Below are 16,064 nucleotides of genomic sequence, written 5' to 3' on the forward strand. Positions count from 1 at the left end.
TGCCGGGTACGAGCCTCAACTCGCGGCAGCTCATCGCCGTCGAGGACCACTTGGCTGTCGACGCGGCAAGGTGCCGCTCGCCCGTCAGGCAGGTGTCCTCGGTGCGAGCGTCCGAGCCAACGCCTATCCGCGAAGCTGCGACTTCATGGTCAACGGACAGCGCCACTTCGACAACTTGTCGCCTCGGCCTCAGGCCCCCGCGCATGCTCGGCAGATGTACGGCCGAGCCCCGCTCGCCCCCCTTGCTCAGAGCCCGCGTCCTCCTCCAGCCGCAGCCATCACGGAAGCGAGGTCACAACCCCATACCTCGACCGCTTCGCCAACTACAACCCTCAGCAGCACAGGAGGGCGACCTACGGTATCGACAGGGCTGTGCGCTCGGCCTTCTCCAACCAGTCGGTGTACCAGCGGGCGAACCTCACCGGTGCACCGTCGTCGTCGAGGAGCGGGGCGAGGTCGACGTCGTCCACCCGGCAGTCGGACCAGATCGTGCCGCGGTGGCTGCCGCTGATGATCAGCCACTCTCTTTGGGCGCAGCCCAGGTGGGATATCACGATCGCGCCGGCGGTGCGCTCCGGGGCGAACATGACGGCCTCCCACCGCTCGTCCCACGCCTCGATGGCGTCGTCGAAGTCCTCGATGTCATCGAAGTCCTCTTCCTCGGGACGTTGAGCGAGAACATCGTCTAGCAACTTCGGGTCCGGACCCTGGTCAGGAAACGGCTCGGCAAGCCTCGACAGGTCAGCCATGTCCGCGCCGTCGCCCTCCCATCGCCAACGGCCCTGCACGCGCCGAACCGGGAACAGGCCGTACGCGGGGCCCGCGCCGCCCGCGCCCACGTGAAGCAGGAAGTTCCGGTACTCCTCCGGCAGTCGCACGCCGATCTGAGCCTCGAGTTCGGCAAGCTCGCCCTGGGTGAGCGGGTCCTCCACGACCCACTTGTGCCCCCATGCTCCGAAGACCTTGCTGCCCGCAGGCCCTGCACCAGCCGCCTCAACCCGCTGACGTACGTCCACCCACCACTGATCAGTCATGCCTGGACCGTACGTCCCGCCACTGACACTCCGGCCCGGGCCATCGCTACCGCAGAAGCAACCCGGGCCCCAAGCCCCCCGGCGCATCACGCACACCGGCCATCAGAGGCACGCAATGGCCAGGTAGCAGGTTCTGACTGGGTCTAGGGCATGTTCGACGGGGTCGCCCGGAGGAGCCGTCATGCCTGAGCTGCGCATGTTGACTCGCCCCTAGCCACCTCGGGAGGGTTCAATGCCGGAGTGGTGGATTGGGCACAGATGCGTGACTGCTGGTTCGAGGCTGATCGTGTTCCGGAACTCTTGGAGCGGGTCGAGCGCGATGACGACGCAGACGCGTGGAAGGAGCTGGGATGGCGGCTCGTCCTTGAGCACGACCTGGTGTCCCCGGCCAGTTTCGCTGCGTTGCCGCGCCTGGTGCGCCTCGCGCCGCACAGCGCGGAGGCGCGCGCCCTGGCGGGGAGATTCTCGAGCGTGCAGCAGGGCACTATGGCTGCGACGATCTCCTGGCGGACTGCGCCGGCATCATCGCGGAGTTCCGGGGAGTGCTGGACCGGCACCTGCGGTCGCGACCGGCTGACTATCTCGTGTCCTTGCGTGCCCTGCTTTCGGCCGAGGAGGAGTACCACTGGGCGGCGGTCCTGGGTGACTTCAAGGGTGATTTCTATCCGGTGACCTGTCCTCACTGTGGCGTAGAGGTCACGATCGCCATCGGCGACTACGGGCGGTACTCCGCGATCCGGGACTGGGACTCGGGTGACGTGGAGCGACGGGACCTCCGGCCGGTGGCCGCCGAGGAACCAACCGGAACCGGTAGGTGGATGCATGAGACGGCTGTCCGCGATGGACGGGAGGCGCTCGCCGACGGAATTTCCTACCTGTTCGGTAGGGCGGTATGCCCGGGCTGTGTCAGCGTCTTCGACGTCGCGGACGAGTACACCTCCGCCAACCGTCCGATCATGCGGTAAGCCGTGGCGAATCCGCCAGCTATCTGGCTGCGCCCTGCGGGGGAAGCCAGAGCCGGATCGCGGCGACGGTGACCGTCCCCTGGCCGTAGGCCCTGGCGGGACGAATAGGCTTTGTCTCCTCCGAGGTGGTCGGGCCCGAGTGCGTGGGCGCCCGCGTCCGCTTCCTGGTCGAGAAACGCGGAGCTGCTCAAGTACGGGGATCGCCTGAGGAGCATGGCCACACTGGCCGGGGTGATGATGAGGGCGAGCGGCCGTCGCCCGCCCCCACCGGCAAGGTGGATCTTGCAGGTCAGTCCCCCCGAACGGCCCAGGGCCTCATCCGATCCGTGCCGAGCCGGCCCGCTGCCCAAGCAGAATCCCGTTGAGCACTCTGCAATGGCACTGCCAAAGCGCGGCCCCGTCCGCGGTTCCTTGGATGCCGTGGTAGCGCGGGCGGCCGTCCCGTCGGCTTCGACAACGCGACCTACAAGCGTCGCAACCAAGTCGACCGAACGATCAACGCTCAAGGGGTTCCGCGCTGTACCCACCCGATGCGCCTTTGGCTTCGTTCGTGACCCGTGCGGCGTGAACGGTGAGTCAGTCGTGCCTACTCGACGGTGATGTCCTCGTAGGTGATCGTTACCTGCTCGGTTGCGGTCCCGGACTCGGAAGCCCCCAATGAGGGGCCTTCCCAGCGTGACGCCCAGGCGTTGTTGAGGTGGAAACGCCGAACCGTCTGCTACTTCGCGTCCTTCAGAGCGATGGCGATATTCTGCCGGGCGCCGTCGAGACCGGTGTTGACCAGCGTCGCTTTGATCCAGTCGGTGAATGCGGTGCTCTTGTCCATGCCGCGGGTGATCGTGATCTCGCCGCTCTTTCTTGAACCCGGCTGCTTGCGCACGATCAGCTCCCCGGCCGGGGACACCTGCCGGACCTCTACTACATCCTGTTCCAGTTGCAGCCCGGACACGCTCTGGACCGTCTCGACTTGGGACTTGTCCAGTTCGATGGAAAAGGTGCTGCTGAAACTGTCACCGGTCATCACGACGGGTATCTCCTGCTGGTTGCTCCTTCGGCCTGCCTCATTGCCGATTGTCCCTTGTCTTGAGTCTCGCAACCCTGAGGCGCGCCTATCGGATCAAGGAAATCCGTTGGAAAAGGGCAGGCTCAGTCAATGGCTTTGCGGCTGCGGGACGGCAACATGCAGGCCATGCAGCAGCTCGGGCCAGCGGCCGGGGCATGTCCCGCCCCGGATGACGCAAGCCTCGGCGATGTTGTCCCACTCAGGTGTGTCGCTTCCGAGACGGTCGTTCCGACACAGTCACCCTGAGTTCGTGAGCACCCACCCTCTCATCGTCGTGGAGGCCCCGGACGCACGGGGGTTGCGGGCCGTGCGTGTGCGAGGAGAGACCATCGGACGAGTCTGGTCGGCGCGCGGGCTGAGACGCCTTCTCCGGCGGGCGGGCCTGCCTCCCGGCGACCTGGATGTCGACGCCCCCGGCCGGGTCTACTGGGAGGCGGACGAGTCCTCCTGGCCCGACTGCCCATGGCGAAGATGGGCCGCCGGCGCCTTGATGGCGCTGGGCCTCCTGGTCTCGGCCGCGGTCCTTTTTCGTGTGGGTGCTACGGACGCGTTCAACGCCCTGGCGTACGGCGGTCGCGTCGTGGGCGTCGCCTTCATCGCCGCGGCGCTGGCTGAAGCGGTCGCAGCGCTGGCCGTGTGCGACTACTGGGGCAAGAGGGCCATCCGATACTCGGGCCCGGTCGTCCTGGCGGGCGTCGGCACCGTGCTGGTCACGGATCTGATGTTCCTGATCACACAGATCCAGGGCCGGGATTACACCCCGTTCCTCTGGCTGTGGATCGGCCTGGTGCTTTGGGTGGCCTGGGCCCTGTGGACTCTGACACGGCAGAAGGTGTGGCAGGCGATCCAGCATCCCAGGGGCATCGCACTGAGCGTCGTGGTGTCCGGAGTCATCGGGCTGGTGAGCCTGACCTATTCACAGATGTACCTCCCATACTCCACTCCCGTGAAAATCCCGTTCAGTGTCTCGTTCGGCGAATCCACCCTAAGTGCGGACGGTACCGCGCTTCACGTTCCGGCACATGTGGAGTTCCGCAACACCGGTTCGGTGAGGGTCTATGTCGTCGGCACCATGTGGACGGTCCTAGGGTGGCCGACTCAATACTCGGAAAAGGGTATCGGGGAGAGCGATTGGAAGTGGGAGACGTTGAATTACGACCGAACATTCAGGCACGTAAAGTATGGCTTCTCGCGCATGTTGGGCACCGGGAATTTCGCCGAACCGGGCGATCGCCTTGACCCGGGGATGGACTTCTCGAACGACTTCGTCATCGATGTTCCGCTGCGATCCGGGCTCGGTCGCGTCGAGATCGACGCGACCACCTCCTTCGTCCGAGCCGACCGAGGCAAGCTGGGAAACAGCTATGCGAGTTCGCAGGAAGTCTCGTGGGACCCGGAAACCGGGAAGCATCTTCAGGATGCCCCGGACTGGCTCACGCAGAAAGGAGACGATTTCTATCGCTTCCACTCCAAGATTTACCATAGCAGCGAGATGCTGAACCTGACGCATTCCACGGAATATGCCACGGGTTGGTGGGTGTTTCCGAAAGGGGGAATCGATGTAGCCAAGGGGGACACCAACCCCTACCTGTACGTCTCCATTTTTCGAGACTCAGAAGGAAAGGAAAGACTGAGCGATTCAGAGCAAGAACCATATGGAATGACCACAGAAACCCAATTGACTGAACGCACAGTCGATCAGCTCCTTCGGGCCGCGAAGAAGTAGCGCTCCGCGGCCCAGGGCTCTGTCGTTCTTGCGATCGGCGCGGAGTGATCATGTGAGTCCGAGGGCGGCCGGCGGCCGGGTCATGTCCCGCCCGTGATGGCGCAGGCCCTCGGCGAGGTTGTCCCACCCGGCCAGGCGGAGCGCGCCGATAGCCAGATTCCGCAGGGAGGCCATCGCCCGCGGCGCGCCGCCGGTCCGCACCCGCGAGGCGTCCTCCCCGAACGTCACATCCGCCAGGTCAGCAGCGTTCGCTTGGTGCACCGTCAAACTCGTGATCGCGTAGACGCGCTCGATCGACACCTTCCCGGTGCGTAGGGCGCGCCGCCGACGGACGATCTGCAGTGCCTGGTCGGCGTGCGGGAACGGCAGCCGCGGCACGGTGGCGGCCTTGAGCCGACGGATCCCGGCACGGCCGTGCGCGGTGGCCCGGGTGCGGTCCAGCAGCGGAACCTCCCTCCATGGCAGCTCCTTCACCAGCGCGTGCAGGCTCGGATGGTTGCCCTTGAGCACGGCGATGTAGTGCGCTTCCTTCTCCTCGACCAGGAACTTCGCGTGGTCGGTCTGAGTCAGCACCGCGTCGAAGGTCACCACCGCGCCGGTCAGGTCCAGCGGGTCCAGCAGCGGCCGGAATGCGGTGATCTCGTTGCTCCTGGCGTCAACCTCACGCTGGGCCAGCACGATGCCGTCGTCCCGCAGAGCGGAGATCAGGTGGACGCAGCGGCCGTCGGCACGAATCGCTCCGCGCAGGGATTTGCCGTCCACCGCGACCGCTGCCCGCACCGGGCGGGCCGACGGGTTTCTGCCCTGGTCGGCGGCGCGGGAGGCGGCGGCACGGCCCATGAGCCAGCCGCCGATCGCCGCGTCGAACGCGTCGCCGTCAGTGCGCTGCAGCACCCGGCGCACGGTCGCCTCGCTGGGCGCCTGGCAGGGCCGGTCCGGATCACGCAGCGCGGCCCCGCAGCAGAACAGCATCCGGTCAGAGGCATCGGCAGCCCATTCGGCAATCGCGGTGAGGGACTCCGCTCCGGCCAGGACCGCGCAGGCGGCGACCGCCAGGACATACGGCAGTGGGTGACGGCGGCCCCGGCGGCGGCGCGGGTCGGGCAGGTGGGACAGCCGGGCCAGAAGGTCGGGCAGTTCGTCGGGACAGGCCGGATCGCAGCCCGCGAGTTGGCCCAGCCGACGGGGACGGGTGATGATGGCGCAGCAGGCACGGTCTTCCGTAGTGGTGATCAGCGAACTCGACACTCCGTGATCTCCGGAAGCCGTGCCCCGCACGCGTACCCACCGACCGTCAGAAGCCCGCCGCCACCGCCGACTTGGGCTCGGGTCCATACCCGCGGCTCCGGCACCAACCGCGAGAACGACGGAGCCCTGGGGTGGCCCCCAGTACTGCGGGGCCTTGAGCGGATCGAGCACGACCACCGCGAACTCAAACACGGCCTGGGCCTGGACCACTTCGAGGGCCGCACCTTCACGTCTCACCCTCGTCACTGGCTCTGTCCACGAGAACGGGTTCTGGCACAACTTCTGTGGTGACGATCCTGCGCTCGGTGCATGGGAGCGACAGACGTGGGAAAACGGCTGGCCAGCGACGTGGTCCGATGCGTGCGCGGGCGCGCACGCTTCGGTCAGCCGCCGGCGTCCGCGATGCAGGCCGAGCGGGCGGTGCCGCGGCGGGAAGTGCCTGACGTGCTACGCGGTCTCACCTTCGCCGGTACTGAGGCATGATCAGGTGCCGGTCCATATGTTTCCAGGGGGAAAGATGAAGCGTTCTGCCACTGCCGTTGCCGCGCTGATACTGATCACCGCGGTGGGTTGTGATGGGCAGTCCGACACGAAGGCGCAGGCAGGGCCCACCACCTCCGGTCAGGCCGGCGCGGCGCGACCGATGACCGCCAGCGAGGTACGCCGAGCCGTCGTGAGCGTGAACCAGCGTGAGGACACTGAAAACTGGGACGCGGCATTCTGGCGGAAGACCGCGGAGGGACCATGGTTGGAACAGCGCCTCGCCGCTGTGGACAACCACAAGAAGTACGGCGCCGGTACCGAGCCGGAGCCGACGGGCTCGCCCAAAGTCTCGTCACGGGTCCACGCATGGGCGGCTGCCGGGCCTGCTGATGACCGATGGATCCTCGGCGCTTACGAGGCGCGGAGCGCGTCAGTCGGGGACACGGAGAACTCGGCACGCCTGTACTGGTCGCTCTACCACCAGCAAAAGGGTGAGGGTTGGCGCAGAGCCTTCCTGGCATTGGCGCCTTCACGTTCCGCACTGCCCGCGCCGGCCACCGGCCACGATGGTCAGGCTGTGGTGTCGGGCGATGTCTCGAAGCTGGCCGCGTCGCCGTCTTCCGTCTGTCGCCGGTACGACGACTACATCACCGGCAAGAGCGGTACCGCGGCGGACGACGCGTTGTGGGGCAAGGACATCCGTACCGTACGGGCCTCGTTCAAGTCAGCGAAGACGCATCTGCGTGCCGACTTCGACAACCCCGCATCGATCAGCCTCAACAGCGACCCGCAGCCGACGCACCTCGGTCCGGTCTGGCGCACCGTCGACGGTGGGGCGCTGGTGGCATGTGTGGACGTGACCAAGACAGCCATCGACATGGGGCCTGGCCGGTACATCAAGCTCTCCTACAGCGGATGGCCGGGCACCACGGGCATCCGTTGGGCCGCCATGACCCAGAGCCAGCTCAACATGATCGTGCTGAAGGTGCCGGTGGGCTCCCATGAAGTGTCGATCGCTGCCCAGGTGAGCTTGCCGTACCACTTCGACGGCACCCGGTACACAGGCAACTGACCCTCTAGGCCCACGCCGTATTCGGCCGGCTCTGGCCTTCGGGCCGGGCCTGGGCCTGTGACCAGCCTGTTGGCGGGCCCAGGGTGCCCTGCATCGTCATTCGACATGCCGGGACTGTACGAGTCGCGCCTGCTGGCTTCGCTCATGAAAGCGGGTTCTGGCACAACTTTCGTGAAGCGGGCCGTGCGCGTCAGGCCAGGCCCCTGGCCAGCCGGTTTCCCCACATCTGCCGTCCCGAGGGACCACGCGCCGGGCGTCACCACAGAAGCTGAGCCAGAACCCGAGTTTCGACAGCACCCCCGCCTTGTCGAGGGCTGGGCGTGTTCGACCAGAGCGGGCGTCTGGTAGGACCCGACCGATATCGCCTGGCGGGTCGGTGCCGGAGTCGGGCAGGGTTCCGGGTGATGAGCGATGAGTACGCGATGACATATGCCCACCCCGAGTCCGCCGAGGGCCTGCTGCAACGAGGGCGTGGCCTGGGCGCGATACGAGCGCTGCAGGACCCCCGGGGAGCCGCCGTGTTCGTGTACGACGGGATCCGCCGTGACTGGCGATGGGACGGGACCGACGATCGGTCTTTGTACCTGGCGCGGCTGGTCCAGGACCTGGAATTGTCCCCAACGCCGGTGGTGGACCAGCTGGCAGGGGACGAGGAGTCCTGCTTGCGGGCCTGCGACGTCCTTGAGCTGCTGGCTCTCGCCGGATCGGACGAGGCCTGGGACGGGCTTCGCACGTATATCCGGGAGGGCGAGCACTGGGTCCCCGTACTGGAGTCGGTGTCAGCCGGCTGGCCGGCAGAGTGGTGGGAAGACCTCGGTGACGTCGCACGCGCTCGCATCGGCGGAGAAACGGAGCTTCCGTGGTGTTCCGAGCCGTGGACGCGGTTCGGGATCGAGGTGCAAAGCCGCCCGTCCGTTGCGCGTCCATCACTGGCCGGGCTCCGCACGGAGGAGCTTCTCACCCTCCTCGCCGACAACTGCACAGAAGACGCCATGAAGTTCCACGCATTGCGTGTGCTGAACAGCCGAGAGCCTGCTGAGGAACTGATCCCGTTGGTCTCCTCATTGGGCACCGCGGATGACCGTCGGCCCTTGCCTCCGCTCAGGCGGGCCGTCGAGCGCCTCGGAGCCGCCGCCGTACCGGCAGCGCACGGCTGGGCGCAGGACGAACGCCCCTGGCTGGCTCAGCTGGGAGCGGAAGTCCTGGCTGACTATCCCGGCGCCGAGGCATTGCCGGGACTCATGGAAGAACTCGCCCGTCAATGGGCGGCGCGGACCTGGTGCGGTCCCGACCGGACAGCCCGCCGCCTGGCCCGGTTCGGGCCCGACGCGGCTGACGCGGTGCCCTACCTGCGGCGTTTCTGGCTGCGCACCCCACACTCGTACGAGCGGACGGCGTACCTGGAGGCGCTCGCCGCCATAGACCGGGACGGTCTGGACTACGTGTACACGGAGTCGCTCTGGGACTGCGAGGAAACGGCGCGGTTGGTGGCGATCACCTCGGCACCCGCCAGCCCGGAGGCCCTGGGACGGATGGCAGTACTGCGCGATGACCCGATGGAGACGCCCGAGGTGCGCACCGCGGCCCGAGCGCGGCTGGTAGTCCCTTCAGGTCTCGACTGTCCTGACCCTGTTCGAAAAAACAACCCCGGCCTCCAAGTGCCTCCCGTTCTCGGGTTCTGGCACAGGTTCCGTGCAGTGGGCACGGTGAGTGACGGCTGAGCCTTCCCAAGCGGCGTGCGAAGTCGCCCGAAAATAGACTGTGGTCCGCGCGGGTGGGCTGACATTCCGGGCCGTGGATGAGGTCGCGCTCCGGCTGAAGGAGCTGCTGTTCCCGGCGATCGCGGACGTCGCGGTGCGGTCTGTGAACGCTGATATCGAGAAAGTGCGCATCGCCGCACAGTGCACGACGGCTGGCGCTGCCTGCCCGGGATGCGGAGTCTCCTCGACGGGGGTTCACAGCTCCTACCTGCGGTTTCTTGCTGATGTCCCGAGCGCCGGACGAAGCGTTGTCCTCCAGCTGCGGGTCCGGCGGTTCCGGTGCCGAAATGCCAAGCGCCCGCGCCGGACGTTCGTGGAGCAGATATCCGGCCTGACCCGCAGGTATGGCCAGCGCACCGAGCGGCTGCGTTCCACCCTGGCCTCAGTCGGCCTTGCCCTGGCCGGGCGAGCGGGCGCCCGCTTGGCTGCCATGCTCGGCATGTCCATCAGCCGGAGTACGGTCTTGCGCCTGGTCGACGCGCTACCTGAGCCGGAGGTGCCGGCGCCGCGGGTGGTCGGTGTCGACGAGTACGCAACCCGCAAGGGCCGCCACTACGGCACTGTCCTGGTGGACGTCGAAACCCGCCGTCCAATTGATCTCCTCCCGGACCGGGAGGCATCCAGTCTGGCGGCCTGGCTCGCCCAGCGGCCAGCCGTCGAGGTGGTCTGCCGGGACCGAGCACCGTTCTTCGCCGAGGGCGCCGCCGCCGGAGCGCCGCAGGCAGTCCAGGTCGCGGACAGGTGGCATCCCTGGCACAACCTGAGCGAGGCCGCCGAGCGGAGTGTCGCCCAGCATCGTCGCTGCCTCCATGTTCTGACACCCGCGACATCTGAGCCCCAGCCTGCGACGGTCACGGCCGTGGGCCCCTCCACTTCGCCATGGCCACGCGGACACCGGTTCGCCGACCGGACCCGGTCCCGGCACGCTGCCGAACACGCCCTGCTGAAGGCAGGGCACAGCCAACGCTCGATACAGCGACAGCTCGGGATGACCTGGCGGACCGTCAAGCAGTTCGCCGACGTCGCGACGCCGGAGGAACTGTTCACCGGCCAATGGCAGAACCGGCCCTCCGTCCTCGACGACTACAAGCCGTACCTGGACGACCGCTGGAACGAGGGCTGCACCAACGCCTGGAAGCTCTGGGAAGAGGATCGTGCTGCTCGGCTACAAGGGCAGCTACCAGCGCGTCCGCGCCTACCTGCACGACAAGCGCACATCGCCACGGCCGGTGACTGCCAGGCCGCCCTCGCCCCGCGTCGTGGCCGGATGGATCCTCCGGCACCCGGACACCCTCGCCGAGTTCGGGCAGCTCCAGCTCAAGGCCGTCCGCACACGCTGCCCCGAACTCGACGCTCTGACCCGCCACGTCCGCTCTTTCGCGGTCATGCTCACCGAGCGCCAGGGCGAACGCCTGCCAGACTGGCTCGACGCCGTCCGACAGGACGACCTGCCCAGCCTCCACACCCTCGCCGCGGGCATTGACCGAGACCGCGATGCCGTCATCGCCGGCCTCACCCTGCCCTGGAACTCCGGAGTCGTCGAAGGCCACGTCAACCGGATCAAGATGCTCAAGCGCCAGATGTTCGGCCGCGCAGGCTTCGACCTTCTCCGGAAACGTGTCCTGCTGTCATGCTGATGTCGAGACTCGCCGATCGATCGTGAGGGCTCTTCGAGACCGCTGTGCTCAACAGTCGGATGTCGTACTCGGTCCAGCAATCGGAGATCTCGATCCCGACCTCGCTGTTGCAGCGAGCGCAAAGCAAGTTCGGTCCGTTGAGTCCGTCCCGCCGACAACATCCATAAAGCCGCGACAGGTCCATGTGGGGCCGCAGCAACACGCCATCCAACGGGTTGATCACCCAGGTGGCAATCGAACCAGCGGGACCGTACGGATCTGGGTCACCGGAAAAGGAACCTACAGGCACCGTCGACGGGCCGTACGTGTAGTGCCCCCTGCCCTTTACCGACGCCAGCGGCCTCCACTCACATCGCTCCAATGGATTCGACAAGGGAACAGTGCACGACCGGCACCTGAACACGACCAGCACCGCTGACACCTCTCCCGTTTCGAACCGCATTCCTTGCCGTCATCCAACACTAAGCCTGCCGAGAGACCAGATTCAGCTTCACGTGTACGTCACGCACTGTTACGAAGGACGAGTGCGCACGGAAGTTGTGCCAGAACCGTGACTCGTAAACAAAGCCACCCTCGTCACCGCCGTCCAGAAGTCGTTGCTGATGGAGAAAGCGGGGTGGTGGGTGGGAGGTTGTAGGCGCGTTCTCTGACCCGTGAACGGTTTTGCGGACCGATGCAGGCCCTGCACGGCATCGGCCGTGCCGGGCCGCCATGCTGCGCGACTACGGCATCCACTGCATCGGCCTGCTCGCTGCTGTTTCCCCGGCATTGGAGCAGCGACTGCTTGGTGCGTCCTCTGTCCGGGCGGCCATCGAAGTCTTTCGCACGTGGCGGTGACGGCCTTGATCCGCCCTGTCCCTCAGCGTGCCTCAGCCGTGGTCCGAGGCTCCTTCGACGGGAATGCCCAGCCGGTCGGCCACGGTGGTGAGGGCCGTTCCCAGCGGGAGTGCGATGCGGGTGAGGGCGTGCCGGTCGCCCCGGGTCGGGTCCCGGTTCACGATCAGCACCGGCTTCCCGGCCTGCGCCGCCTGGCGGACGAACCGGAGCCCGGACATCACCGTCAGTGAGGATCCCAGGATCAGCAGCGAAGCCGCTTCACGGACCAGCTTGCGGCAGTGCTCGACCCGCTGCGGCGGAACGGCTTCGCCGAAGAACACCACGTCCGGTTTGAGGATGCCGCCGCAGATCGTGCAGGGCAGCACGCGGAAGCCTTCGACCTGTTCGTCGGTGAGGTCGGCGTCACCATCCGGGTTGATTCCGGCGGTCACCGGCTCGAACCCCGCATTGGCCGCCTCCAGCCGCCGGGCGAGTTCGCGACGCGGGCTGGTGGCACCGCAGGAAAGGCACAGGACCCGCTCCAGGCTTCCGTGGAGTTCCACGACGTCCCTGCTCCCAGACGCCTGGTGCAGACCGTCGACGTTCTGGGTGATCACACCCGAGAGCAGACCGTGCCGCCCGAACGCGGCCACGGATCGGTGCCCGGCGTTGGGGCGGGCGCGGCCGAAGGTGCGCCAGCCGAGGTGGCTGCGCGCCCAGTACCTGCGCCGGGCCTGGGCGCTGCCGATGAAATCCTGGTAGGTCATCGGGGTGTGCCGGCTCAGGCTGCCGCCCTCGCCCCGGTAGTCGGGGATACCCGACTCCGTGGAGATGCCCGCCCCACTGAGCACCAGCACACCGCCGGCGCTCAGCGCATCGGCGACCGGTCTGAGATCCGTGGTGCCCGGCGGCAGGTCCTCGGTGGGGGTCCAGCTCAGAGTAGGGCGCATGCGCATACCGCCAGCGTACGAGACAGGCTGCCTTCAGTCGGTCGCACCGATCGGCAGGAGGGCGCGCACCGTGCCCTGCGCCTCCAAGGCGCTGTGCGGCATCGACGACAACGGGCAGCCGCCCGCCCATTCGGTACGGGCCGGCCACCGGTGCGCGTGGGGCGTAACCGTCGCATGGATCGGCCGGTATCAAGATCACGATGGTGGACGACCCGCTGCCAGACCGGGCACGAACCCTACTCCGGTGAGCGTGCCCAGGCACGGACGGCCAGCTTGCCGGTGGTGCCGAGGTCGAGGTGGGGTGTCACGGTCACCGGATCGGCGCCCTGCTGAGCCCGGACCCTGACGTAGGGGACGTCGAGGGGGGTGCCGGACTCGGTGGTGTTGCGCCACATGAGGCCCGAAAGGGCGCTCTGGCCCGGTTTCAGGACCAGCGGGCGGGCCGGTTCGTCGAATGCGGTACCGGTGCTGATGCCGCCGCTTCCCCGCACGATCCGGACGCCTTCGACGGGGGAGTGGTCCTTGCCCAGCAGTTCCAGGAGCGGGTAGCCGTCGAGTGAGTAGTTCCGCTTCCCGCAGTTCTCCAGGCGCAGCCCCACCACACGCAGCCCCATCGCCGCGTCGCCGTCATCGGCGGTGAGGCGGATGCCGGAGGGCGGGCACTCGCCGGGCGCGGGCGGCGCCTCGGCGGCGGGCACCTTGGTCACTCCGGCGACCTTGACGCGGGTCACCCCGGACGCTCCGGGGGCCGGTACCCCCATCCGGACCGTGCCGCGCACGGTCGCGCCGGGTCCGACCGAGCGCACGGTCTCCTGTCTGTTGCCCATGACCTCGCCGGCGTCCGTGGTGAAGTCGAACACGATCGTGTACGTCAGCGCCTGGGTGCCGTCGTTGGTGACCTCGTAGGCGGCCGAAACCCCGGAGTCACTGGTGGGAAGCGGGTCGGCGTGGACGGAGACCCCGTCGGAGCTTGGGCCCGGGGTGGGTGTGCCGGAAGGGATGGTCACCGACGTGATCCGGACACCGTCCACGGGCGGGGCGGTGACGGAGGCCCGGGATGTGGGGGCCGCCGCGTCCGCGCCGAGGGTGCCCGACCGGTCGGATCCGCACGCCGTGAGCAGCAGGAGTGCGGCGAGGGCCGGAGGGAGGGAGATGGCTCTGCGCATCCGGTCACCCCATCAGGGGCATGAGCACCAGGCTGTGATGGAAGCCATAGTTCCAGTCACGAGCGTGTCACAGAGAATGCGCGGCTTGGGGCAAGGTCAGCCGATGTACGTCGTGGTCACCGGCCGGTGTCGTTCCTCGTTGCCCGTGCCGATCAACCGTGATTGTTCGTCGACGTGTCCGCTCGATCGAAGCAGCGTTCAGTGCTCGGTGACGTCGAGGGGGTCCTGACGGGCGAGGAACTCGGCGAACGCCGCCGACTGCTTCGGCCCCATGTACCCCTGACGCCCGTACATGGCCTGTTCTTCCAGCCATGCCACCGTTTCGGCGGAGCGCAACTCTGCCACGACCACACGGTCCCGCGTGAGCGTCATCCCGCCGTGCGGATGGCTGTAGCCGACGTACGGCCCGTACGCCGTCGGACCCGGAGGGTACTCGGGTGCCGGCTCGCCCTCCGGCCGCGCGCCCTTGTGGTGACGTGCGGCCCAGTACTCCAGTGCGGCCAACTCGGCTGCCGCCAGCAGCACTCCCGCCGGCTCGCCGTCCACGGTGACCCGGACGCGCTCGCCGGTCTCCTCGACCTGGCCGATCAGGCACCCGAACTCCGGTGAGCCTTCGATCAGTTCGACGTCCATACGCACCCACGCTACCCGTACGACGGAACGGAGGCCGCCTGCTCCAGGGATGGGCGGTGGGATGCCGGGGCCGACGATCCTGCTCACGAGGCCAAGACGTCCTCCGGATGCCTGTCACATCCGGATGGGCCGTCCACCAGTGGATCCCCGATCCCGCCCTCCGCCCTCCCAGCAGCGGCCTCGGCTCGGCGAGAGCCCCCTGCGGCACCGCGGTCGGCTGCTGTCTGCCGAGATTCCGCGGGTTCCGGTAGCGGTCAGGCCACGTTCCGCCGGTGGACCGGATCAACCGGCCCCAGCACCCAGTACGGCCGGCGTGCCCACCGCCCATGGAACTCCCCGATCGCCACCACCTGATCCAGCCACGGCCTTCCGCGTAGCCGTCCGCAAGACGGCTCAGGGTGCGGTGAACAGGGTCGGAAAGCGCGAGGCCAGCCACGGCCGGGGGCCCCAGGCGAGCACCTGCCCCTGGGCGATGGCGCGCCAGGGATTTCGCCGGCCCAGCGCGATGAGCAGGAAGGCGACGGGTTCGAGCACGATGGTGCAGTCCGCGCGCTGCGGAGGTGCCCCCGGTGTCACCTGCACGGCCCCGTCGGCCAGGGACACGCCGAACGCCTCGCCCCCGCGGAGCCGGATCCGGTAACGGGCCGTGAGCCCGGCCGTGGCTGCGGGGTTGGCGACACGCGGCATGACCGAGAGCATGAACGGCATGCACAGGCCCACCCGTGCCCGGTCGACCATGTGTGGACGCTTCAGGGCGCGAGCCAGGTCGTAGCCATGGCCGAGCATGTGGGTGAGCAGGTACGACGCGAGAACGGACCGGCTCATCAGACCGAGGGGTGTGGCTGCTGCCCAGCTGTCGGCCGCGGGACGTGCCAGAGCGTCCAGGAACGCCTCGGCCTGCTTCATGATCATCGTCGCGAGAGGCTCCGCCCGGCGCTCCCGGAAGACGGCGAGAGACTCCGCGTTGGCCCCGGCGAGGCTCTGGGGCGTTCCGTCGCCGTAGGGGCGCTCCCGCCCGGCCGCCAGGTCGGCCATCAGTTCGTTGGCGATGGCCAGGTGAGCGGCGGCCTCGCCGACGGTCCACTGCGACCCCGGCACGGCAAGCGCCGTGTCGCCGGCGTTCCGTACCAGCGTGGCGATCTCCTCGGCGGTGCCCCGGATCGCCTGTCCCAGCCCGTCGGGCAAGGGCAACGAGCCGTCCTGCCGTACCGTCGTGTGCACGTTGCTCGCTCCACTCCCCACCGGCCCGGCAGGTCCAAGGTGCCTGGGGCGCTGGTACCCAACCAGACTCGGGGGCGCGCGGCAAGCCCCCGCGCGCCCCCGCCGTCGAAGCCGTTGAGCTACGCATGGACGTTGGGCGAGTGACCGAAGCGACCCGCGCTGAGCCGTCACTCGATGATGTCTCTACCGCCGACGCGGCTCGTGTGGTGTGTTGCGGAGAGGGCAGGATTCGAACCTGCGTGGACCCGCAAAGGATCCGACTTCGGGCTGTCGCCCTGGTCCCCGATAAG

11 protein-coding genes and 3 pseudogenes are annotated in these 16,064 nt (G+C 68.0%); 6 read left to right on the forward strand and 8 right to left on the reverse strand.

Features of this window, described 5'->3' with window-relative positions; all coding sequences use genetic code 11:
• Positions 1–353 precede the first annotated feature (353 nt).
• The gene (locus ABZ937_RS08680; RefSeq protein ID WP_361687616.1) at positions 354–1,034 is read right to left on the reverse strand and encodes an SMI1/KNR4 family protein; all 681 of its coding nucleotides are present in this window, start codon (positions 1,032–1,034) and stop codon (positions 354–356) included.
• Between the two features lie 590 nt (positions 1,035–1,624).
• Here ABZ937_RS08680 and ABZ937_RS08685 point away from each other — a divergent pair.
• Positions 1,625–1,999: a hypothetical protein gene (locus tag ABZ937_RS08685; protein WP_361687780.1), complete on the forward strand. Its 375-nt coding sequence runs from the start codon at positions 1,625–1,627 to the stop codon at positions 1,997–1,999.
• A 95-nt stretch (positions 2,000–2,094) separates the two neighbouring features.
• Here ABZ937_RS08685 and ABZ937_RS08690 read toward each other — a convergent pair.
• Positions 2,095–2,310 (reverse strand): annotated as a pseudogene (locus ABZ937_RS08690) (IS5/IS1182 family transposase); the annotation flags it as partial.
• Positions 2,311–2,585: 275 nt separating this feature from the next.
• Positions 2,586–3,023: pseudogene (locus ABZ937_RS08695) on the reverse strand (phage tail protein).
• A 289-nt stretch (positions 3,024–3,312) separates the two neighbouring features.
• On the opposite strand from ABZ937_RS08695, the gene ABZ937_RS08700 reads away from it, so the two are divergent.
• Positions 3,313–4,788 carry a hypothetical protein gene (locus ABZ937_RS08700; protein WP_361687619.1) on the forward strand — a complete coding sequence of 492 codons (1,476 nt, stop codon included), beginning with the start codon at positions 3,313–3,315 and terminating at the stop codon, positions 4,786–4,788.
• Positions 4,789–4,836: 48 nt separating this feature from the next.
• Here ABZ937_RS08700 and ABZ937_RS08705 read toward each other — a convergent pair whose 3' ends face one another.
• The gene (locus ABZ937_RS08705; RefSeq protein WP_361687622.1) at positions 4,837–6,036 is read right to left on the reverse strand and encodes an ISAs1 family transposase; all 1,200 of its coding nucleotides are present in this window, start codon (positions 6,034–6,036) and stop codon (positions 4,837–4,839) included.
• 517 nt (positions 6,037–6,553) lie between these two features.
• On the opposite strand from ABZ937_RS08705, the gene ABZ937_RS08710 reads away from it, so the two are divergent.
• The 4 genes and pseudogenes from ABZ937_RS08710 to ABZ937_RS08725 all read left to right on the forward strand — a co-directional run bounded on the left by ABZ937_RS08710 (position 6,554) and on the right by ABZ937_RS08725 (position 10,988).
• Positions 6,554–7,591, forward strand: coding sequence for a hypothetical protein (locus ABZ937_RS08710; protein WP_361687625.1), 1,038 nt, complete (start codon positions 6,554–6,556; stop codon positions 7,589–7,591).
• A 404-nt stretch (positions 7,592–7,995) separates the two neighbouring features.
• Positions 7,996–9,312, forward strand: a complete 1,317-nt coding sequence (locus ABZ937_RS08715; RefSeq protein WP_361687628.1) for a hypothetical protein — start codon at positions 7,996–7,998, stop codon at positions 9,310–9,312.
• 163 nt (positions 9,313–9,475) lie between these two features.
• Positions 9,476–10,102 (forward strand): annotated as a pseudogene (locus ABZ937_RS08720) (ISL3 family transposase); the annotation flags it as partial.
• A 403-nt stretch (positions 10,103–10,505) separates the two neighbouring features.
• Positions 10,506–10,988, forward strand: a complete 483-nt coding sequence (locus tag ABZ937_RS08725) for a transposase (RefSeq protein ID WP_361687631.1) — start codon at positions 10,506–10,508, stop codon at positions 10,986–10,988.
• Positions 10,989–11,857: 869 nt separating this feature from the next.
• On the opposite strand, the gene ABZ937_RS08730 is transcribed toward ABZ937_RS08725, so the two are convergent.
• From ABZ937_RS08730 to ABZ937_RS08745, 4 genes are all read right to left on the reverse strand, one after another.
• The gene (locus ABZ937_RS08730) at positions 11,858–12,760 is read right to left on the reverse strand and encodes an NAD-dependent protein deacetylase (protein WP_361687634.1); all 903 of its coding nucleotides are present in this window, start codon (positions 12,758–12,760) and stop codon (positions 11,858–11,860) included.
• A 230-nt stretch (positions 12,761–12,990) separates the two neighbouring features.
• Entirely contained in the window at positions 12,991–13,920 is a 930-nt protein-coding gene (locus ABZ937_RS08735; protein WP_361687637.1) for a DUF4232 domain-containing protein, read from the reverse strand.
• A gap of 198 nt (positions 13,921–14,118) precedes the next feature.
• Complete coding sequence (locus tag ABZ937_RS08740; RefSeq protein WP_361687640.1) at positions 14,119–14,553, reverse strand: type II toxin-antitoxin system prevent-host-death family antitoxin; 435 nt, start codon at positions 14,551–14,553, stop codon at positions 14,119–14,121.
• Between the two features lie 393 nt (positions 14,554–14,946).
• On the reverse strand, positions 14,947–15,774 hold the full coding sequence (locus tag ABZ937_RS08745; protein WP_361687643.1) for a maleylpyruvate isomerase family mycothiol-dependent enzyme: 828 nt from the start codon (positions 15,772–15,774) through the stop codon (positions 14,947–14,949).
• Between the last annotated feature and the right edge of the window lie 290 nt (positions 15,775–16,064).

This window comes from Streptomyces sp. NPDC046727 (assembly GCF_040645635.1).
GTDB lineage: Bacteria > Actinomycetota > Actinomycetes > Streptomycetales > Streptomycetaceae > Streptomyces.

Excerpts from the sequence above, each read along its gene's own strand:
- ABZ937_RS08715 (WP_361687628.1), top strand. The coding sequence starts at position 7,996 with ATGAGCGATGAGTACGCGATGACATATGCCCACCCCGAGTCCGCCGAG.
- ABZ937_RS08735 (WP_361687637.1), bottom strand. The coding sequence starts at position 13,920 with ATGCGCAGAGCCATCTCCCTCCCTCCGGCCCTCGCCGCACTCCTGCTG.
- ABZ937_RS08680 (WP_361687616.1), bottom strand. The coding sequence starts at position 1,034 with ATGACTGATCAGTGGTGGGTGGACGTACGTCAGCGGGTTGAGGCGGCT.
- ABZ937_RS08710 (WP_361687625.1), top strand. The coding sequence starts at position 6,554 with ATGAAGCGTTCTGCCACTGCCGTTGCCGCGCTGATACTGATCACCGCG.
- ABZ937_RS08730 (WP_361687634.1), bottom strand. The coding sequence starts at position 12,760 with ATGCGCATGCGCCCTACTCTGAGCTGGACCCCCACCGAGGACCTGCCG.
- ABZ937_RS08740 (WP_361687640.1), bottom strand. The coding sequence starts at position 14,553 with ATGGACGTCGAACTGATCGAAGGCTCACCGGAGTTCGGGTGCCTGATC.